The organism is uncultured Kiloniella sp. (genome assembly GCF_937128705.1).
Taxonomy (GTDB): Bacteria; Pseudomonadota; Alphaproteobacteria; order Kiloniellales; family Kiloniellaceae; genus Kiloniella.
Map to the genome: position 1 here is coordinate 15697 of NZ_CAKZMP010000307.1, position 19480 is coordinate 35176.

Consider the following 19480-nt stretch of genomic DNA (forward strand, 5'->3'; position numbering starts at 1 on the left):
TCCTCTATATATTGGCTTAACCTGAAATGCGTTCCTTTATAAAAACAGCCTTCTATCGCTTCTTTACACAACAATGAGATTTTAGGAGGCTGAACTAAAACTCATAAAGGCGGGTATCAAAGAAACACAAAACGAATGCGCGTTACTCTAATCTTTTGATACTGCTCTTATATTTTTTACGTTCTAACCTGCCAGCTGGATTAACTATTTTCTTTTTTATTCTAAAAAAATAAAAAACCCCGGCTTAACCAATAGGCTAAACTGGGGCTATTTTCACAATTTAGTTCAGATAAACGCAGAAGCCTTAAAGGATTTGTCCCCGCGCGATTTCAACGAACCGATCGACATCAGCTTGGCTTGAGTTAAAGGACATGACCAAACGAACCAAAGACCTTTTTTCCCCTGGCAGCATTTCATAAAATTCAAAACCTGCTTCTTTCAAGACACTGACCATCGCCCTTGGCATCGTTAGAAAAAGTATATTTGCTTCTACAGGATGTACGAATTCAATCGAGGCGATATCAGACAGTCCCATCGCCATACGCTTCGCCATATCATTGGCTTGCATGGCATTTCTTTGCCATAAATTATTGTCCAGATAAGCAGTCAGTTGAGCAGACAAAAAACGCATTTTTGAAATAAAATGCCCGCCGCGTACGCGCCTGTTTTCAAGTTCCTTTACATTTGGCTTTCCAAAAAACACGACTAGCTCAGCGCCCATTGCCCCGTTTTTTGTTGCCCCGAAAGAAAGGACATCAACCCCGGAACGCCACGTAAGATCAGCGGGCGAGCAATTGGTTCCAACGACAGCATTGGCAAACCGGGCACCATCCATATGAACCTTGAGATTATTCTCTTTGGCAACTTCTGCAATCGCCATAATTTCATCTGGCCGATAAAGTGTTCCAGCCTCAGTTGTTTGGGTCAGGCTAACCAAGCTGGGTTGCGTATGACGTGGAACACCGCGCCCAAAAATTGCGTCTTTCAGCGACTGTCCCGTAAACTTACCATGATCACCGGGTAAAGGAATGAGCTTTGCGCCACCCGAATAAAATTCAGAAGCGCCACATTCATCAGTATTGATATGTGCTTCTTTATGGCAATAAACGGTGCCATAGGCTGGGGTTAAATAGGAAATAGGCAAAACATTGGCCGCAGTCCCACTAATAACAGGGAACACCGTCACATCTGTCTCGAATATCTCGGCCACCTTAGCAGATAAGCCATCTGTCCACTTATCCGCGCCATAGCTCATCGCTGCATGATCATCATTCGCTTTGATCATTGCATCCATAATTTCAGGCGAAACACCTGTGACGTTATCTGAGGCAAAGTTTGTCATACTGCCTGTTCCATCTATTCTTTAATCAACATTTTAAAATACATTTAGTTATCTTATTGAGGATATCAGTTGCCCGAAATATTAATCTGCCACCCCCCTATTTTGGTGCCATTGCTACTGTCATAAATATCCACACGCTGACAATCGCGTGTTAGTTCGCCATCAAAACGGAAAAGAACCGTATTCCCTCGTAATTGCGCATCAGCCAAGCGGCACCCTGCGGGAATTTTCACCTCGATAGAGCCAAAGCTCTGACCCGAAATTTTCAAGTCCTTGCCGATAACCTGCGCTTCAGAAACTATTTCAGCTTCATTGGACTTTTTTGATAGAGTCCCATCACTTAACCTTGTCGAAATTGTATAAATAACAACGGCAAATCCAACAACCAGTAGAATAGTCATTATCGCAACGGCTATCTTAATAGCTTTCATCTTAATCAACCCACGAGTAAAAGGAAGTCATGTAATAAGCGAGCAAAGCCTGTTCGGCAAGCCAGAGCAGTCTGTAAAGAGAAGCCAATACGAGGAAAACATGCCAGATAACGGCAATAACACTGATCATCCACAGATCTACAATTTGATCGTTTCAGATGCAGAAAAAAAACAACGCCTCGACCGCTTTCTCGTGAACCACCTTCCTGATCTGTCCAGAAGCCGGTTGCAAGCGCTTATTTCTGAAAGCTGCCTCGCCATTGACGAAGCCATAATTGAAACACCGAATTACCGTTTAAAGCCGGGTCAAAAATTAACACTGACCGTTCCCTTAGCAGCTGATCCAGAACCGATAGCACAAGATATCCCGCTCGATATTATATATGAAGATCCTTACCTTCTTATTGTAAATAAACCATCAGGTATGGTTGTTCATCCCGCCCCAGGAAACAGCGATGGAACGTTGGTCAACGCCCTGCTCTATCATTGCGGAGATGATTTCAAAGGCATTGGGGGCGTACGTCGCCCCGGCATTGTGCACCGTATTGACAAGGACACCAGCGGCTTAATGGTTGTCGCTAAAACGGACGAATGCCATCAGGGTCTGGTACAGCTTTTTGCCACACACGATATAGAACGTAGCTATAACGCAATTGTATGGGGATTTCCCAAACCCGCTGCGGGGCGAATTCAAGGGAACATTGGTCGTAGCCCTAAGAACCGAAAGAAGATGGCCGTTGTACCTAGAGGCGGGAAAACTGCTGTAACCCATTATAAAACCCTGGACGTACTTTCTAATGGCGCGGCAAGCTTAATAGAGTGTCGCTTGGAAACAGGGCGCACCCATCAAATTCGCGTACACATGACCCACATAGGCCACCCGCTTCTCGGCGACCCCCTTTACGGCAGTCAAAGCCAAAGCAGGATCAAGAACCTTCCCGAAGAAGCACAGGTGCTAATGAAAACGTTCAATAGACAGGCGTTACACGCCAAAACACTTGGATTTGTTCACCCCATAACAAAAGAAAATCTTTCTTTTTCCAGTGAACTATCAAGAGATTTGAAAGATTTGATTATTAGTTTATAATAATTAAAAATCGCATTTAGAATTAAGTTACCTCTTGTGCACCGCGGCATGACACACCATATCTAGCATCACGCAGAGAAATGCCGTTGTGAGCATTGCATCATAACTAGCTACGAAAAGGGGAACGTAAAATGGTATCATCAAAAATCCCAGCCCTGACACCAGAGGGAAACCTATCACGGTATCTTCAGGATATCCGTAAGTTTCCTATGCTAGAGCAAAATCAGGAATACATGCTCGCCAAACGCTGGCGTGAACATGACGATACAGATGCCGCACACACACTTGTGACCAGTCATCTGCGTCTCGTTGCAAAAATTGCAATGGGCTATCGCGGTTACGGACTACCCGTTTCGGAACTAATTTCCGAAGGCAACGTCGGCATGATGCAGGCCGTAAAACGCTTTGACCCGGAAAAAGGCTTCCGTCTCGCCACATATGCGATGTGGTGGATCAGAGCGTCAATCCAAGAATACATCCTCCACTCTTGGTCACTCGTCAAAATGGGGACAACCGCTGCGCAGAAAAAACTGTTTTTCAACTTGCGCAAACTTAAAGGGCAAATGTCAGCTATTGATGAAGGTGATCTGTCACCTGAACAGGTAACTCATATCGCCGACACCCTCAAAGTTTCAGAGAACGATGTGGTTCAGATGAACCGCCGCCTTGCCGGTCCGGATAACTCTTTGAATGCTCCCTTACGCATTGATGGCGACGGAGAGTGGCAAGACTGGTTGGTTGATGAAACAGAAAGCCAAGAAGTTCAATTTGCAGAGTCTGAAGAGCTCACAAAGCGTCGGGCTTTACTTGAAGATGCATTGCAAACACTGAATGAGCGGGAAAGACATATCCTTCAAGAACGTCGTTTAAAAGACAACCCTACGACACTGGAAGATCTTTCTCATGTTTATGACATCAGTCGTGAACGCGTCAGACAAATCGAGGTCCGTGCGTTCGAAAAATTGCAAAAAGCGATCAAGAATGCTGCCATCGAACAAAAGCTAGCCATTTCATAGGTCAACATAAAAACACAAAAAAGCCAGTTGGATACGTCTAACTGGCTTTTTTATTGTCCAGTAAGACAGTCTTTCCCAAACACCGCAGTCTCCTTATAAAAATTTGCTGGAAAATAACGTTTTGAAAAGCTAATTTCCAAAATCAATTTATGAAAAGAAAAACAAGGCTCGTCATGACCTCTTCAGAAAAGACATTCGAAGACAATCTTCCCAAATGGATGTGGTTATGGCTACCTATCATTCTGGTATTAATCCTGTTGGTGACAGGACTTGTTCTACCAGGTCAGGTCTATAGTGACTGGATCGGTAACGAACGGACAGGAATACTGGAAACCTCTCATGCAATTATTCCAGCCATATCTTTCCTATTGGCTTTGCGTATCATTTTTCACCCAAAGGTCCCGACGTTTTCTTTCCTCTGGTTTTGGATTTTACTTGCTGCGCTGGGCAGCTTTTATATGTCCGGGGAAGAAGCCAGTTGGGGGCAGCACTGGTTCCAATGGGATACATCTGACGAATGGTCAAAAATTAATGACCAAGGAGAAACCAATTTCCATAACACCAGCTCTTGGCTGGATCAAAAACCACGCACAATTTTGGAAATTGGCATCATTTTAGGTGGTATTATTCTCCCCTTTATTTTTCTGCGCAAGCCAAGCCTGAGAAACCACCCCTACGCTATTATTGTGCCAACACTGGTTTTACTACCCACTGCGATTATAGCTGAAACCACACGCATGACAGAACGGCTATTTGCCGCTTTGGATGTACCTTTTCGTTTTTTTCAAAGGGCAAGTGAAGTCCAAGAACTCTTTTTCGCCCTTTTTGTTCTTTATTATTTAATCATGATTTTAAAGAGAGTGAAAAGACTCAACTGACTTCTTGCTCTTGAGGTTCAGCATCTTGCTCAGGCGTAGCACTCACCGATTGCTTAACGCCGTCCCCCCACGCCTCGACAAGATCATCCTGATAGCGGCGAATGGCTTTAATCTTGCCATCGGTTGAGATGCTTAAATAGCTAGAAACAAAAATCGGTGTTCCGAGATAAAGAATCCATCCCAAGCCCGCAGCACCATATGCAACCATCATGTTCCATGGATCAGAAATTGCGCTGAAAGCACCATCAAAGGACTGCCCCCGCTCCCAAAGTTCCATTAATGGGGGAAGAACACCGCAAAAGTTTGGTAAACCTATCGTAACTGTAAAATAGCGATGCGGATTACGATCAATCACATAGACGACCAAGCTGGGCACCATTAACACAGCAAGTAATATTGCTGATGGCATTAACACCGCCGCAAGCACAAGCAAAATTAGTAGAAGAAGTATGCGACTCATTTTATCCTCTAAAAAACCCAGGCGATTGTCATACCAACCAATGCCAAACTGGAACATAAGCCAGAAATTACCGCCGAGGTCTTCTCACTTACAAGTTGGACATTTTCATTTGAAACAAGACCACCCTGCTCAAGCCAAGTTGCTTGCGCTTCCAAGTTAGAAAAAATCATCTGCGCTTGATCAAAACCTGTTTGATCCTGATCCTTGATTTGAGAATTATCCAAAATTGACTGTAATATTGTTAATTTTCCTTCGGTCGTCGCATTTTCAACTGCTTCACGAAGCTGTTTGCGAAAAGCCGTATTATGAAAATTCTCTACCGAATCTATCAATAAATTCGCCATATGAGCCGATAACGCGGGTAAATTGGGTGGCCCAAATTGTTTTTGCATATCTGCCAAAATTCTTAGCGAAGCCCCATTATAAACATCCCTGTCAAAAGGATCTTCAAACCGCTTTAACAGAGCATCAAAATTTCCACGCATATTGTTCATGGCAAAGGCAAGTATATGCCGGTCAACTGGTGCCCCCTCTATTCGACCAGAAGCAACCATATTCTCTAACGCTGGTAATAGATTTTTAATATCATCAACATAATGGTCCCCAACCAAAGGAGACATGCAAGGCCAGCCCTCGTTACCGGCATAGACCGCTCGCTCCATCCCATACCCCGGAACCATGCTTTTTACATTTTGGGCCAAGTGCTCAATCTGTTTAATAATGGCGATAAATTCAGGCTTGGTCCTAGTTTGTGAGGTCACCCATGCTTGGGACAGCTTCATCCTGATAACATCGAGAAACTGCTCTACCTTACCCGGCTCAAAAAATTCCAATGCAATAGCTTGCGCGATGGCGTCGACACGAACAGCAACATCTTTGTATATAATCGGTGCCGCTGGATCTAATGCCATGATAGAAGCTGAAACGGCCCTGTCATCTCCGCTTCCTGTTGATGCCAAGGCACTTGACGTCCGTTCAGCAAGAACGATTAAATCCCCCATATCTTCATTGGACAATGCGCGCCGAACCCAAGAATCAAGATGATCAGATGAAATCAATTTCTTACTCTCTGACCAATTTAACCTCATGGCATTCGCAAGCATTGGTGCAGTTAGATAGTCTTTTCCAGCAAAAGAGATTGATCTAACAGCCTTTGGAGGTAACGGAACCTGTTTAGGGCTCAAATGACGACCATTAGCCCACATTTCAATGTCTGGCATTGCCCAACGCTCATAAGGATCATCACTCAATAATCCGCGTAAAGGCTCCATCAATTTAAGAGGTACCCGAGTTTGTCCCACCAATGCACCATAAGACCCAAGCTTTATTTTCGCCTCAATAATTTCTTCGTCGGACTTCCCTTTGAGAAGAGAGCCCCCCATCGCGACTTCCGCCAAAAGAACACCAAATGAGTAAAAATCATCAAGAACACCACCCTCACCACGCCCCGAAGGTGACGCCATACCCGAATCAATTGGCTCGTAGAGTACAGGTTGCGCATAGGCCGCAGGGGTTGAAAGGCATTCACCCAACATTGCCCTGCCATCAGATGCTACAAAAATATTTTCAGGGCGAATGGCCCGGTGCATCAGTGTTCGAGAAGAAAGCTCTCTCAGGGCTGGTAACAAATTATGTATAAACCCATTAATAATTGTTTCTTCATCCATTTTCGGAACAAGATGGCCCGCTTCAGGGATCAGACGAGTTCCGGAAGGCCGTTCATATACAAGAACGAAACGACGAACATTATCTTCGGGGAAGATTACGGTCCCAGAACCAACAGGTGTCATCATCACCGGACAGGTAACACGGCTCATCAACCGGATCATAGAGAACCGGGGCGCCGCTTCTTTCTGACAGATCAACGCAAAAAGAGAATTATTGCCCTTAAGACTGGCCGCTGCGATCGCCAGTGTTCCCGGTGATTGTAATTCAGGCAGACGTTCAGCAGGAAGAAGCCGAAACTTACCTTCGAATTCTACAGGTTGCTGTAAATGTGCCAATTCATTGGCAATTTCTTTGATATGAGTAGGCATTACTTCCTCAACCTGAGAACAGGCCCCCCGGCCTTCACAACACAAAAGATGAATACTGTTCTAGAGCTATAACAGAGAAAGGTAAAAAAGATAGTTAACAAAAAATATATAACGCTTACGAGAGCATAAAAAATAAAAGCACTCCCCCAGTGTCAGAGAAGCGCTTTTATTAAAAGATTTTATATAGTCCAGATTAGATTTTTATGGTTTAGGGTGAAAAGGATCCTGAACCAAAATAGTATCATCACGTTCCGGACTTGTTGACAGCAAAGCAACAGGAACATCAATAAGCTCTTCGATACGACGGATATATTTAATCGCTGTCGCAGGAAGATCAGCCCAGGAACGAGCACCATATGTGCTGTCATCCCAACCTTCGAGTGTTTCATAGATCGGCTCTACTTTAGCCTGCTTGCTCGCAAGTGATGGCAAGTGATCGTACTCTTCACCATCAATACGGTAACCAACACAAACCTTAAGCTCTTTAAAACCATCAAGAACATCAAGCTTGGTTAGGGCAATACCTGTAATACCACCAACCTTACATGCCTGGCGCACCATAACAGCATCAAACCAGCCACAGCGGCGTTGGCGACCTGTTACAGTACCAAACTCGTGCCCACGCTCACCCAAACGCTGCCCGACATCATCAAACAATTCTGTTGGAAAAGGACCAGAACCAACGCGCGTTGTATAAGCTTTGGTGATGCCCAGAACATAGCCAACAGAACTGGGGCCAACACCAGATCCAGCAGAGGCCTGACCAGAAATCGTATTCGATGATGTCACGAACGGATAGGTACCGTGATCAACGTCCAACATAGCGCCTTGAGCACCTTCGAAAAGAACGCGTTTATCTGTTTTGCGGCATTCTTCAAGACGTTGCCAAACAACATCAACAAAGGGAAGAATTTTTGGCGCAACTTCCAAAAGCTTCTCAACAACGCCAGCGCCATCAATTTCAGGCTGGTTTAAGCCTCTGAGCAGAGCATTGTGGTGCAGCAGTAGTGCATCAACACGTTCTTTCAGGAAATCGGCATCTGCCAAGTCACAAATACGAATAGCACGACGTCCAACTTTGTCTTCATAAGCTGGGCCGATACCACGGCCAGTTGTACCAATCTTGGCATCACCCTTTGCAGCAGCTTCACGCGCACGATCGACTTCACCATGCAGAGGCAAAATAAGAGCTGCATTTTCTGAAACTTTTAGGTTCTCAGGTGTAAGTTCAACCCCCTGCTCGCGCAGACGATCCATCTCAGCCAAAAGAGCCCAGGGGTCAACAACAACGCCGTTACCAATGATGGACATTTTACCTTTACGGACGATACCGGAAGGTAAAAGAGAAAGTTTATAAACTTCGCCATCAATAACGAGTGTATGACCAGCGTTGTGACCACCTTGGAAACGAACAACAACGTCCGCTCTTTCAGAAAGCCAATCAACAATTTTACCTTTACCTTCGTCTCCCCATTGGGAGCCAACAACAGCAACATTAGACATGTCAGTTATTTCCTAACTCATGTATGTGGTCATCCTCTAAGAGATGACTACAGGACAAACGCAGCGCTTCCGCGCGATCATTCTCGACAGGTCCAAGACCCGAAATTGTTATCCAGCCCTGCGCGCGCAATGCGGCACCTTCATCACGCCGTGTTCCATGAGGAAGGAAAATACGGCGTGCTATTTTTGGTTTTGGCAAGGCTCGTAAAACTGTATCCATAAAAAGAGTAAAACCCGTGGCAGGTTCAGTAATATTATCAACACTCACTGAATCATAACGTCCGCCACGTCCCAGTTCCCCCCGGACCCCTTTGGCAAAAAAGATAAAACTGGTTCCCGTGTGATATTCAAACCCACGGTGTTCAACGAGATCCAAGGTTACCGTTAACTCTGGGGCAGATTCCGCAACCAGCTCAACCACGTCAACAAGCTTGGAGAACTCATCAGCAGCCACACCAGAGAAGCCCAGTTTTTGAGCAGATTCAATAACGTGTTGAGCTGAACCCGCAGCACTTAAAAGCTGTCGGAAGAAACCCGCATTTTCACCCGCGATCTTCTCAACTTCGGCTGCATCTTTACGATCCAAAGCAACCCGTAATTCCAGCGCCTGTTCAGCGTCATAACCAAACTCTTTTGCGATCGCAGGAACCAGTGTTGGAAGATTAATATCAACACTCAGGTCTTTGACACCAATAGTTTCAAGCGCCGTGACAGCGGCCAAAATAACTTCAGCATCAGCCGTGTTGTCAGTAATACCGATCAGCTCGCCGCCAACTTGTGTAAACTGTCTTTCAGGACGAAGCTGGCTGCCCGTTACTTGCAGGACATCGCCGCCATAACAAAGGCGCAATGGTCTCGGTGCATTCTGCAGACGTGATGCTGCAATTCGGGCGACCTGAGGGGTGATATCTGCACGTACCCCCATCATGCGATGGCTTGACGGGTCCATAAGGCGAAAAATTTGGTCAGACAGGGTTTCGCCAGCGCCTGAAAGCAACGCATTTTCAAACTCCAATAACGGAGGTTTGATGCGATCATAACCTTCAGATGAAAAACTATCTATAAGACGGCGCACTACTTCGGCTTCATGCGCGGCGGCAGGCATTAACAAATCCTGTAGGCCAGCTGGCAATAAAGCCTGGTTCCCATTCTTTTTCATGGTCTGCGTTCCGGGTCGTTTTTAAGCTCATACGATGCGAAAAAACCTGCCGTGACCGAGAAAAGGTCTAACCTTGGGCTCTTTCGGTGATTGACTACAGGTTTTACTCTCCAAGAGCAACCTGATTCCCTGATTCAAGGCTGAAAAGTTACTCTTTTCTGTCAATAATCAAAAATATGCCGTAAATTCAGTATCCTGATAATTCCCCCCAAGAGTTCAAAAAGAAGGCTGTGAGAACGTCCCACAGCCTTCTTATTACGATCTATGCAAAATCAGAACTTAATTATAATAGCGTTTCAGCCTAGAAGTTAAGTTGCACAACCTGCTTGGTCTGCGGAAGTTGTTTGACCTTGTCTAACTGTGCCGCATCCAGAGGACTATCCAGTTCAACAAGAGCAATCGCATCCTGCCCAGGCGCTGTTCTGCCCAGATGGAACGTTGCAATATTCACACCTGCTTCGCCCAACTGCATACCCAATGCTCCGATATATCCGGGCGTATCTTCGTTGGTTAGATAAAGCATATGTTTGCCAAGTTCCGCCTCTATTTCGATACCTTTGATATTAACCAGACGCGGACGTTTGCCACCAAAGAGCGTCCCAGCGACAGAACGTTCACCTTTTTCGGTTGTTACCGTCAGACGGATTAATGTCTGGAAGTCACAATCACGTTCATGTTTGGCTTCGCTGACATCAATATTACGTTCTCTTGCAATAATAGGAGCGCTGACCACATTCACTGAATCCATAATCGGAGCCAAAAGGCTGGCAACAATCGTCTGCGTCAACGGACGGCAATTAAAGGAAGCAACGGAGCCTTCATAGTCGATCTTGATCGCTTTCAGACCTGTCCGTGTAAGCTGCCCCGCAAAGCTACCCAACTGTTGCGACAACGCCATATAAGGTTCCAGCTTATTAAACTCTTCCGCAGTCAGAGACGGCATGTTCAACGCATTGGTTACCGCACCCGTCAGCAAATAATCAGAAAGTTGCTCAGCAACCTGTAAGGCAACATTCTCCTGCGCTTCAGCAGTTGACGCCCCCAAATGTGGTGTCGCAACAAAGTTCGGTGCTCCAAAAAGAACAGAGTCCTTTGCTGGCTCAACCTCGAACACATCACTCGCTGCACCGGCAACATGGCCGCTTTCCAAGGCATCTTTAAGGTCAGCTTCAACAACCAGACCACCACGGGCGCAGTTAATAATACGAACGCCTTTTTTGGTTTTCGCCAGCGCCTTGGCATCAATAATCCCCTTGGTTTGATCCGTCAGAGGAACGTGGAGCGTAATAAAATCGGCACGCGCCAAAAGCTCGTCCAGCTCAACTTTTTCAACGCCGAGGTCCTTGGCGCGTTCAGGTGAGAGGAAAGGATCAAAAGAAATCACTTTCATCTTCAATCCCTGTGCACGATCAACAACAATAGAACCGATATTTCCACAACCAATTACCCCGAGGGTTTTGGCCGTTAGCTCTGACCCCATAAAACGGGATTTTTCCCATTTACCTGCTTGTGTTGATTCGTTTGCTTCCGGAATTTGCCGCGCAGCAGCAAACATCATCGCAATCGCATGTTCAGCCGTGGTAATGGAGTTACCATGTGGTGTGTTCATAACAACAACACCTTTGGCAGAAGCAGCGTCAATATTGACGTTATCAACACCAATACCCGCACGTCCAACTACTTTCAAATTAGTCGCAGCTTCCAAAACCTGTGGCGTAACTTTTGTAGCGGACCGGATAGCCAGACCATCATAGTCACCAATTATGGCAATCAATTCTTCTTCGGAAAGACCAACTTTAGTATCAACTTCAACGCCACGATCGCGAAAGATATCTGCGGCTTTCGGGCTTAACTTATCACTTATGAGTACTTTAACCATTTTTCCAACACTCTATTCGAATTCTGTACGTACTTGCTCTATTGCCCAATCCAACCAGGGCAACAAAAGCTCGATGTCTGAGGTTTCAACTGTGGCACCACCCCAAATGCGTAAGCCCGCCGGTGCATCACGATAAGCACCGATATCAAGCGCGGCATTCTCTTCTTCCAACAATGCTGCAAGTCTTTTGGCCGCTTTGGCCTGCGCATCATCAGAAAGGGCTGTGAACCAGTCAGCCGTTACCTTCAAGCAAACGGATGTTGTTGAGCTTGTCGATGTGTCTTCAGCAAGAAAGGCAGCCCAATCACTTTTGGAAACCCAATCCGAAATGACTGCAAAATTTGCATCGCAACGACCAACCAGGCCTTCTAGGCCACCCACACTTTCAGCCCAACCAAGAGAATCCAGTGCATCTTCGACGCATAACATCGAAGGCGTATTAATAGTGGCTCCAGTGAAGATCGATTCGTTTAATTTTCCACCTTTTGTTAAACGGAAAATTTTTGGCATAGGCCAAGATGGCTCGTGGCTCTCAAGCCGCTCAACAGCACGCGGACTAAGCGCGATCATGCCGTGAGCACCTTCCCCACCCAAAACCTTTTGCCACGACCAAGTTGTGACATCCAGCTTATCCCAGGGTAAGGGCATCGCAAAAGCAGCTGATGTTGCATCGCAAATAGAAAGTCCCGCACGATCAGAACTGATCCACTCTCCATTAGGCACACGAACACCAGAGGTCGTACCGTTCCAGGTAAAGACCACATCACGATCCCAAGAAACCTGTGACAGATCAGGTAATTTCCCGTAATCGGCTTCAAAAGTACGTACATCATTGAGTTTCAGCTGTTTGATTACATCTGTAACCCAACCCTTGCCAAAACTTTCCCATGACAGCATATCTACTCCCCGTGGTCCGAGAAGAGACCACAGTGCCATTTCTACGGCACCAGTATCGGAAGCTGGGACAATTCCGACACGATAATCTTCGGGGATACCAAGGATTTTGCGTGACTTTTCGATCACTTCCGCGAGCTTGGCTTTTCCGCCTTTTGCGCGATGAGATCTTCCATGCCAGCAAGAGCCTAGTGAATCCAAAGACCAACCAGGACGCTTGGAACAAGGCCCGGATGAAAATCTTGGATTTAAGGGACGTTCACTAGGTTTTTCTTTCATTGGACATTTTACTCCAGTATGGCAGTTTTTTTTAACTACACGAAACAAACCACCCTATAAGCTAGGGTCGCAAACCGGCTTTTTCAGGTCGCGGACGCATCATAAACATATTGCACCGCAAAATGCTCCCTTTTATTTGCCTGATTTTCACAGAAATGAAACTTTTGCATAAGCACAGCATTGTAGTCAGTGCTATTCCAGAATATTTTCTATATACTTAGTAATTAACTTCGCAAAGTTAGGTGGCCAAAGCAGGGTGGGAATGAATACCGATCAATTTATCGTTTTTGCCATTATAGGTCTCGCATTAATTTTATTTATATGGGGCCGAATAAGGTACGATGTTGTTGCAATGATGGCACTTATTGGATCTGTGATCCTTGGTGTTGTCCCTGCGGATACAGCCTTTGAAGGATTCGGGCATCCTGCGGTAATTACCGTTGCCGCCGTTTTGATCATCTCACAGGCATTGCGTAATTCGGGTATTGTCGAGTTGGCAACCCGCTTTCTAGAGCCTGCTGCGGGACATCCCACGCTTCACATACTGGCACTGACCACAGTTGTTGCCGTTTGCTCCGCATTCATGAACAACGTCGGCGCACTCGCCCTCATGTTACCAATAGCAATCGGCAGTGCTTACAACAGTAAAAGGCCCACAAGTGAAGTCCTGATGCCCCTCAGCTTTGGTTCATTGCTTGGCGGCCTCACCACGCTCATTGGTACGCCACCTAACATCATTATCTCAAGTTTTCGACAGGCTGAAACCGGGCAAGGCTTTGCCATGTTCGATTTCTTACCCGTGGGGTTTGGTGTCGCCTTAACAGGCATTCTTTTTATCTCTGTCGTGGGCTGGCGCCTGTTGCCGAAAAGAGCTGTAAACAACAGTGAGAATGAAAGCCTTTTCCAGATTGAAGACTATATAGCCGAAGTCCGAATTCCGGAAAATTCACCTTATGTGGGACACCGTCTTGTCGATTTGGAAACACTGGCTCAGGGTAACGTCGCTGTCGTAGCCTTGGTTCGGCGCGAAGACCGTATGCTCGCCCCATCGGGTTATATGCGCCTCAAAGCAGAAGACATTCTTACCCTCGAATCAGATACCGATACACTCCAGCGGGTTGTTGATGAAGCCAATCTCGAGCTTGTTGGCTCTGCAGATGACAGCTCTGAAGATCTTCAGTCTGATCGAGTTGGTATATTAGAGGCTGTGGTTACACCAGGATCCAGGCTTGAGGGCCGGACTGCACATAACATGCAATTACATACACACCACGGCATTAATACCCTCGGCGTTGCCCGACAAGGTCAACCGGTCAACGAACGGATCGGACGGGTTCGTTTTATGCCCGGTGATGTTCTGCTCATTCAGGGTATCAGAGAGGAAATGCCTGAGACGTTAGCATCCCTAGGACTTCTTCCTCTTGCGGAAAGAGAGCTTTCCCTAACCCCCAAACGGGGGTCAATCGTTGCACCTCTTCTTTTCGCGATTGCAATTCTTCTGGTCGTCTTTGGTATTTTGCCCCCCCAAATTTCTTTTCTCGGTGCTGTTGGCACTATGGTTTTGTTGGGTGAACTCAACCTCAAAGAACTGTACGAATCTGTGGACTGGTCAATTATCGTGCTCTTGGCAGCAATGATCCCTGTCGGGCTAGCCTTGGAAACATCGGGAGGCACAGCAATGATTGCCTCGCCGCTTGTATCATTGAGCGCACATATTCCTGTCTGGGCCATCATGGGATTATTGATTTTCATAACCATGATTTTATCTGATGTCATGAATAATGCTGCGACAGCGGTACTGATGGCCCCCATTGGTATTTCTATTGCGAATGGTTTGGGTGTGAATGTTGACACTTTCCTGATCGCAATCGCAATCGGAAGCTCATCGACCTACTTAACCCCTATCGGGCATCAATCCAATTTGCTTGTTATGGGACCGGGTGGATATAAATTTGGCGACTACTGGCGCATGGGGCTTCCACTTGATGTCATCATCCTTGTGGTGTCAGTGCCTCTTATCCTCTGGATATGGCCGCTCTAAAAGGTATAGGACATTTTCATAACATTAGTGATTTCATCAAATTCAGTCTGCAGAAAGCCTGAGTTTTTGTAGAGCTTGATCGCGTGATCCATTTGCCCCCGGACAGTTTCAAGTAATATTGAGCGTGCCTTTTGTTCCGCGGCAAAATCCAAAACTCTATTGATAAGGGCCTGTCCTGTATTGTGCCCCCGCCCAGACGGTTCAATCCAAAGGCGCTTAAGCTCATAACAAGCCGCCTCTTTGAACTTTACACCAACAACACCGACAGCTTCACCCTCAATAGATTTTACAATCCATAACCGGCCATTAGGCAGCGAATAACGTTTATCGATTTCATCCAGTTCTTTCTCAAATCCTTCGAAACAAGGACATGCTTGCGCCCACTTCTCATAGTTCTTGAAAAGCCGCACAACAGAAGAAAAATCCTCAGGTGATGTTACTATTTCGATATTCATGCCTATGATCTCTTTTTGACCCAACCGGGTACACTATAAATAGATTACTCCCTTGAGATAAAGTATTGCCGTTCCCGTTAAAAGAATTCGATCTCCACAATCCTTTATCTCGAGTACACCACCTCGCTTAGAAAGCTGCCTGGCAATCATTGTCGACTTGCCAAGCACATCTTTCCAATAAGGCGCACAGACAACATGTGCCGAGCCAGTTACAGGATCTTCCGGAATACCACAATGCGGGCCAAAGTATCTGGCAACGTAATCATAATCACGGCTGGTTGATGTGATGATCAAACCATCCCCAGGCAGTTCGGCAACTTTGTCAAAGTTTGGCTCAACAGCAAGAACACTTTCTTCGTCATCGAGCACAGCCATTAGCTTACTTGATATATAGGTTGCTTGCGGGCGCACACCAATCGCCTCTTCAACCATCAAAATGCCATCCAAAGGTGACGGTCTGCGAGACGGAAAATCAAGCGTGTATTGCCCGTCGCAACAGGTAACCTTTAACACCCCGCTTTTGGTTTCAAATAAGACTTCTTTGGTTGCTTGATCCAGTTCAGTGGCAATCACATGTGCTGTTGCCAAAGTAGCATGACCACAAAGATCAACCTCGGTTGTCGGCGTAAACCAGCGTAAATGATACCCTTGTGGTGTCGCCACAAAAAAGGCCGTTTCAGACAGGTTGTTCTCTGCTGCGATTTTAGACAACAGATCATCCGGTAACCATTCGGTCAGGGGACAAACAGCCGCTGGATTCCCACTAAAAAGCTGCCCCGTAAATGCGTCTACTTGGTACAGTGGAATTTCCATCATTATTCAGACCTTCTCTTTCCTATTTTGCTGGCTCGATCTTATTCTCTGCCTTAATATTTTTCATGGCATCTTCAATCGCCTTCAAAGACTGATCAATATCTTGGTGCGTTATCTTCCAAGATGATACTGAAAGCCTAAATGCATTGTGACCTTTCCAGATCGTGGGGCCAAACCAGCACGTGCCATCTTGTTGAACCATTTCAATTAAGGCTTCTGTTTTCTCTACGCTATCCCAGGAAACCACGATTTGATTGAGAACAACATCGTTCAAAATGTTTAATCCCAAAGCTTCCAGACCTTTTGCAAAATACTGAGCTAAATCACAACAACCAGAAATCAAGTCATCGAGCCCTTCGCGCCCCAGAAACTTGAGTGCTGCCCATATATCAATACCCCGAGCACGTTTGGAAAACTCCGGAATATAACTTTGCGATGCCCCATCCCGTTCCTTCAGATAGGCCGCAGAAACAGACATTGCGCCATGAAGGGCATCATCATCCCGACAAATGACAAGACCTCCATCATAGGGCGTGTTTAACCATTTATGCCCATCAGCGGCCCAGGAATCAGCTTTTTCGATACCTTTAGTTAAATACGTCCGAGATACCGAAGACCTCGCCCAAAGACCAAAGGCCCCATCCACATGTACCCAGGCATCAACCGCTTTGGCACGATTACAAACCTCATCAATAGGATCAAAGGCACCGCTGTTCACATTCCCTGCTTGCGTACAAACGATTGTTTGGTCGTCCAGTGCTGGTAACTTGCTGATATCAATAGCCCCGTTAGCATCGGTTGCGACTTTAATAACCCTCTTCTTTCCCAAGCCCAGCATAGACAACGCTTTAAGTACCGTGACATGGACTTCATCACTCACAACAACCTTGATTTCAGGTGCCTCAAAAAGACCATCTTCTTCAACATTCCATCCGTGTTTTTTCAGAATCTTATGCCGCGCAGCCGCCAAAGCGGTGAAAGTTGCCATTGTCGCCCCAGTCACAAAACCAACAGCTGATTGCTGTGGTAAATCCAAGACATCCAAAAGCCATTGCATTGTTACTTTCTCAATTTTGTCGGCCACAGGCGATGTCACCGGAGAAGACGCAACCTGATCCCAAGCAGTTGCCATCCAATTGGCACCAACCGTGACAGGTAAACTCCCCCCGACGACAAAACCGAAATACCTGCTCCCCGCAGATGCAACAGTCGCAGGAGAACCCACCTCATCTAATTGTTTTAAGATATCATTGGGATCATGCCCCTTCTCAGGAAATGGTTCTTCAAACTGACTAAGCGCCTTAAGACCATGATCAGACGGAAAGACCCTTTGGCTATCAACCTCAGAAAGATATCTTTCACCTCTTTCATAAGCATTACGTAACAATTCACGAGACATTGTATTCACCTTCCCCTGTATATCACCCGATCAACCGCACCTTAAGCAATTGAAAATAAATCAATTATTTAAAGCAGAGCGAACAATTGTATAAAAATTACATATTGTCTCAGTTATATCTTGCCTAATTAGGGGGTCAATCATTACATTGTCACCATGACAAATTGGCTTCCAAAAGTAAAATTCGGGGCAGGTCCTCGCTATATGGCAATTGCTGACGCCCTTTCCGAAGATATTCGAAACGGCTTCCTGCAACAGGGTGATCGTCTTCCGACGCACCGTGATCTTTCCTGGCATCTTGGTGTCACTGTTGGAACGGTCAGTCGCGCCTATGCCGAAGCTGAACGTCGGGGACTTACATTTGGTGAAGTTGGACGTGGCACTTTTGTTCACGGACCATCCGCCGCTGAACGTCACATGCTTAATCAATCGAGATTTAAAGATCACAATTTAATCCAGATGGATTTTGCTTATCCGCCCCCAGGAGACGTTGAAGAAAAGGAAATGTCATCAACGCTGCAAAGCATCTCTACCGACCCGGAAATTTCAACTCTGCTTAGCTATCAACCCCATTCCGGGCTCGCTCACCATCGTGAAGCTGGCGCTAAATGGTTTGATATGAACGGCCTCACCGTTGAGCCGGATAACGTCATTCTCACCGCAGGTGCACACCACGCCATAGCCGTCGCTATGGCAGCACTGGCGCGCCCGGGTGATCGCGTCTTATGTGAAGAAATGACCTATCCCGGCATACAATCGGTATGCAGGATGCTTGGACTGCGTCTTGATGGTCTTGAAATGGATGAACACGGTATTTTACCAAAAGCCTTTGAGGAAGCCTGTAAAGCAGGTGACGTAAAGTTCTTATACTGCGTGCCTAATTTTCAAAATCCAACAACACGCTTGCTCCCCATGGAACGTCGGCAAGCCATAGCCGACATTGCACGGCGTTACAGAGTTTCAATCATCGAAGATGATGTTTTTGGTCTTGTTGCTGAAAACGCTTTACCCCCTATTACAAACCTAGCTCCAGAGCGTTGTTATTACATCAGCTCGCTGGCGAAAACGATCGCCCCTGGCTTGCGTGTTGGTTTTCTGACAGGTCCGCAACACAGTATTTCCAGTCTAGTCGCAGCAGTTCGTGCTACTTGCTGGATGGCGTCCCCCGTTACCGCTGAAATTGCAACAAGATGGATCATGAGTGGGTCTGCAGATAAAATTCTGGAGGGTAGAAAAAAGAGCGCACGACGTCGTGTTGAGATTGCCAGAGAGATCTTTGCCGACTACGAGATGGAAAGCGAAACATTGGGTATCTATGTCTGGCTTCACCTACCCGCACCATGGAGGTCCAGCCAATTTACTCATGCAGCCAACAGAGCTGGTGTTACCATCTCTGCCTCTGAAGCTTTTATCGTTGGTCGAAAAGCCCCGCCACATGCCGTCAGGATCTGTCTGGGCCAACCCGGTTCAGAAGAAAAATTGATCAGAGGATTAGACATATTAGCCGGGATATTAAAAAAAGGTCCAGACGTCGGCACGTCTGTCTTTTAGACAAGTGGCGTATCGCCACCTGCCTAAAGCACCTTAGGTATATATATTCAAAACGAGATAACCTGATTGGGACCCCAATTACGTTACGTTAGAGATTGTATCTGAAATCTCGGACACAACAGTACTCACAAGATCAGAATCTTCGCCTTCAGCCATAACCCGGATAAGAGGCTCAGTTCCGGACTTACGGATCAAGACCCGCCCCGTGCCATTAAGCTGGGCTTCCCCGGCTTTTATGGCATCTTGTACCTCGCCCA

16 protein-coding genes and 1 pseudogene are annotated in these 19480 nt (G+C 46.3%); 5 read left to right on the top strand and 12 right to left on the bottom strand.

Going from position 1 to position 19480, the window contains the following annotated elements; translation table 11 throughout:
- Positions 1 to 304: 304 nt before the first annotated feature.
- Together Q0241_RS15290 and Q0241_RS15295 are read right to left on the bottom strand one after the other, a co-directional pair.
- On the bottom strand, positions 305 to 1342 hold the full coding sequence (locus Q0241_RS15290) for a low specificity L-threonine aldolase (protein ID WP_299379000.1): 1038 nt from the start codon (positions 1340 to 1342) through the stop codon (positions 305 to 307).
- Between the two features lie 65 nt (positions 1343 to 1407).
- Positions 1408 to 1773, bottom strand: a complete 366-nt coding sequence (locus Q0241_RS15295; protein ID WP_299379002.1) for a hypothetical protein — start codon at positions 1771 to 1773, stop codon at positions 1408 to 1410.
- A 100-nt stretch (positions 1774 to 1873) separates the two neighbouring features.
- Here Q0241_RS15295 and Q0241_RS15300 point away from each other — a divergent pair, with 100 nt between their 5' ends.
- The 3 genes from Q0241_RS15300 to Q0241_RS15310 all read left to right on the top strand — a co-directional run bounded on the left by Q0241_RS15300 (position 1874) and on the right by Q0241_RS15310 (position 4754).
- Positions 1874 to 2860, top strand: coding sequence for an RluA family pseudouridine synthase (locus Q0241_RS15300; RefSeq protein ID WP_299379004.1), 987 nt, complete (start codon positions 1874 to 1876; stop codon positions 2858 to 2860).
- Between the two features lie 131 nt (positions 2861 to 2991).
- Positions 2992 to 3876 (top strand): RNA polymerase sigma factor RpoH, encoded by an 885-nt coding sequence (gene rpoH / locus Q0241_RS15305; protein ID WP_299379005.1) that lies wholly within the window; start codon positions 2992 to 2994, stop codon positions 3874 to 3876.
- Between the two features lie 173 nt (positions 3877 to 4049).
- Entirely contained in the window at positions 4050 to 4754 is a 705-nt protein-coding gene (locus tag Q0241_RS15310; protein ID WP_299379007.1) for a hypothetical protein, read from the top strand.
- On the opposite strand, the gene Q0241_RS15315 is transcribed toward Q0241_RS15310, so the two are convergent.
- The 6 genes from Q0241_RS15315 to Q0241_RS15340 all read right to left on the bottom strand — a co-directional run bounded on the left by Q0241_RS15315 (position 4747) and on the right by Q0241_RS15340 (position 12964).
- A complete protein-coding gene (locus Q0241_RS15315; RefSeq protein WP_299379009.1) occupies positions 4747 to 5214 on the bottom strand; it encodes a hypothetical protein in 468 nt (155 codons plus the stop codon). The two genes, Q0241_RS15310 and Q0241_RS15315, sit on opposite strands and share 8 nt — an antisense overlap.
- 8 nt (positions 5215 to 5222) lie before the next feature.
- Positions 5223 to 7250: a hypothetical protein gene (locus Q0241_RS15320; protein WP_299379010.1), complete on the bottom strand. Its 2028-nt coding sequence runs from the start codon at positions 7248 to 7250 to the stop codon at positions 5223 to 5225.
- 201 nt (positions 7251 to 7451) lie between these two features.
- Complete coding sequence (locus Q0241_RS15325) at positions 7452 to 8753, bottom strand: adenylosuccinate synthase (RefSeq protein WP_299379012.1); 1302 nt, start codon at positions 8751 to 8753, stop codon at positions 7452 to 7454.
- Position 8754: 1 nt separating this feature from the next.
- Entirely contained in the window at positions 8755 to 9912 is a 1158-nt protein-coding gene (locus Q0241_RS15330; protein ID WP_299379014.1) for an ATP phosphoribosyltransferase regulatory subunit, read from the bottom strand.
- 301 nt (positions 9913 to 10213) lie between these two features.
- On the bottom strand, positions 10214 to 11791 hold the full coding sequence (gene serA / locus Q0241_RS15335; RefSeq protein WP_299379016.1) for a phosphoglycerate dehydrogenase: 1578 nt from the start codon (positions 11789 to 11791) through the stop codon (positions 10214 to 10216).
- Between the two features lie 12 nt (positions 11792 to 11803).
- Positions 11804 to 12964, bottom strand: coding sequence for a phosphoserine transaminase (locus Q0241_RS15340; protein ID WP_299379018.1), 1161 nt, complete (start codon positions 12962 to 12964; stop codon positions 11804 to 11806).
- A 262-nt stretch (positions 12965 to 13226) separates the two neighbouring features.
- Between Q0241_RS15340 and Q0241_RS15345 the strand changes: the two genes are divergently transcribed.
- Positions 13227 to 15005 carry an SLC13 family permease gene (locus Q0241_RS15345; protein WP_299379021.1) on the top strand — a complete coding sequence of 593 codons (1779 nt, stop codon included), beginning with the start codon at positions 13227 to 13229 and terminating at the stop codon, positions 15003 to 15005.
- On the opposite strand, the gene Q0241_RS15350 is transcribed toward Q0241_RS15345, so the two are convergent.
- The 3 genes from Q0241_RS15350 to Q0241_RS15360 are packed head-to-tail and all read right to left on the bottom strand — an operon-like array spanning position 15002 to position 17672.
- Positions 15002 to 15460 carry a GNAT family N-acetyltransferase gene (locus Q0241_RS15350; RefSeq protein WP_299379023.1) on the bottom strand — a complete coding sequence of 153 codons (459 nt, stop codon included), beginning with the start codon at positions 15458 to 15460 and terminating at the stop codon, positions 15002 to 15004. The genes Q0241_RS15345 and Q0241_RS15350 overlap by 4 nt on opposite strands.
- 33 nt (positions 15461 to 15493) lie before the next feature.
- On the bottom strand, positions 15494 to 16276 hold the full coding sequence (locus Q0241_RS15355) for a PhzF family phenazine biosynthesis protein (RefSeq protein WP_299379025.1): 783 nt from the start codon (positions 16274 to 16276) through the stop codon (positions 15494 to 15496).
- 19 nt (positions 16277 to 16295) lie between these two features.
- Positions 16296 to 17672, bottom strand: coding sequence for an aminotransferase class V-fold PLP-dependent enzyme (locus tag Q0241_RS15360; protein WP_299379027.1), 1377 nt, complete (start codon positions 17670 to 17672; stop codon positions 16296 to 16298).
- A 204-nt stretch (positions 17673 to 17876) separates the two neighbouring features.
- Here Q0241_RS15360 and Q0241_RS15365 point away from each other — a divergent pair, with 204 nt between their 5' ends.
- A complete protein-coding gene (locus tag Q0241_RS15365; RefSeq protein ID WP_299379029.1) occupies positions 17877 to 19223 on the top strand; it encodes a PLP-dependent aminotransferase family protein in 1347 nt (448 codons plus the stop codon).
- Between the two features lie 78 nt (positions 19224 to 19301).
- On the opposite strand, the pseudogene Q0241_RS15370 reads toward Q0241_RS15365, so the two are convergent.
- Positions 19302 to 19480 (bottom strand): annotated as a pseudogene (locus tag Q0241_RS15370) (phosphoglucosamine mutase); the annotation flags it as partial.

Excerpts from the sequence above, each read along its gene's own strand:
- Q0241_RS15290 (WP_299379000.1), bottom strand. The coding sequence starts at position 1,342 with ATGACAAACTTTGCCTCAGATAACGTCACAGGTGTTTCGCCTGAAATT.
- Q0241_RS15295 (WP_299379002.1), bottom strand. The coding sequence starts at position 1,773 with ATGAAAGCTATTAAGATAGCCGTTGCGATAATGACTATTCTACTGGTT.
- Q0241_RS15300 (WP_299379004.1), top strand. The coding sequence starts at position 1,874 with ATGCCAGATAACGGCAATAACACTGATCATCCACAGATCTACAATTTG.
- rpoH (WP_299379005.1), top strand. The coding sequence starts at position 2,992 with ATGGTATCATCAAAAATCCCAGCCCTGACACCAGAGGGAAACCTATCA.
- Q0241_RS15310 (WP_299379007.1), top strand. The coding sequence starts at position 4,050 with ATGACCTCTTCAGAAAAGACATTCGAAGACAATCTTCCCAAATGGATG.
- Q0241_RS15315 (WP_299379009.1), bottom strand. The coding sequence starts at position 5,214 with ATGAGTCGCATACTTCTTCTACTAATTTTGCTTGTGCTTGCGGCGGTG.
- Q0241_RS15320 (WP_299379010.1), bottom strand. The coding sequence starts at position 7,250 with ATGCCTACTCATATCAAAGAAATTGCCAATGAATTGGCACATTTACAG.
- Q0241_RS15325 (WP_299379012.1), bottom strand. The coding sequence starts at position 8,753 with ATGTCTAATGTTGCTGTTGTTGGCTCCCAATGGGGAGACGAAGGTAAA.
- Q0241_RS15330 (WP_299379014.1), bottom strand. The coding sequence starts at position 9,912 with ATGAAAAAGAATGGGAACCAGGCTTTATTGCCAGCTGGCCTACAGGAT.
- serA (WP_299379016.1), bottom strand. The coding sequence starts at position 11,791 with ATGGTTAAAGTACTCATAAGTGATAAGTTAAGCCCGAAAGCCGCAGAT.
- Q0241_RS15340 (WP_299379018.1), bottom strand. The coding sequence starts at position 12,964 with ATGAAAGAAAAACCTAGTGAACGTCCCTTAAATCCAAGATTTTCATCC.
- Q0241_RS15345 (WP_299379021.1), top strand. The coding sequence starts at position 13,227 with ATGAATACCGATCAATTTATCGTTTTTGCCATTATAGGTCTCGCATTA.
- Q0241_RS15350 (WP_299379023.1), bottom strand. The coding sequence starts at position 15,460 with ATGAATATCGAAATAGTAACATCACCTGAGGATTTTTCTTCTGTTGTG.
- Q0241_RS15355 (WP_299379025.1), bottom strand. The coding sequence starts at position 16,276 with ATGATGGAAATTCCACTGTACCAAGTAGACGCATTTACGGGGCAGCTT.
- Q0241_RS15360 (WP_299379027.1), bottom strand. The coding sequence starts at position 17,672 with ATGTCTCGTGAATTGTTACGTAATGCTTATGAAAGAGGTGAAAGATAT.
- Q0241_RS15365 (WP_299379029.1), top strand. The coding sequence starts at position 17,877 with ATGGCAATTGCTGACGCCCTTTCCGAAGATATTCGAAACGGCTTCCTG.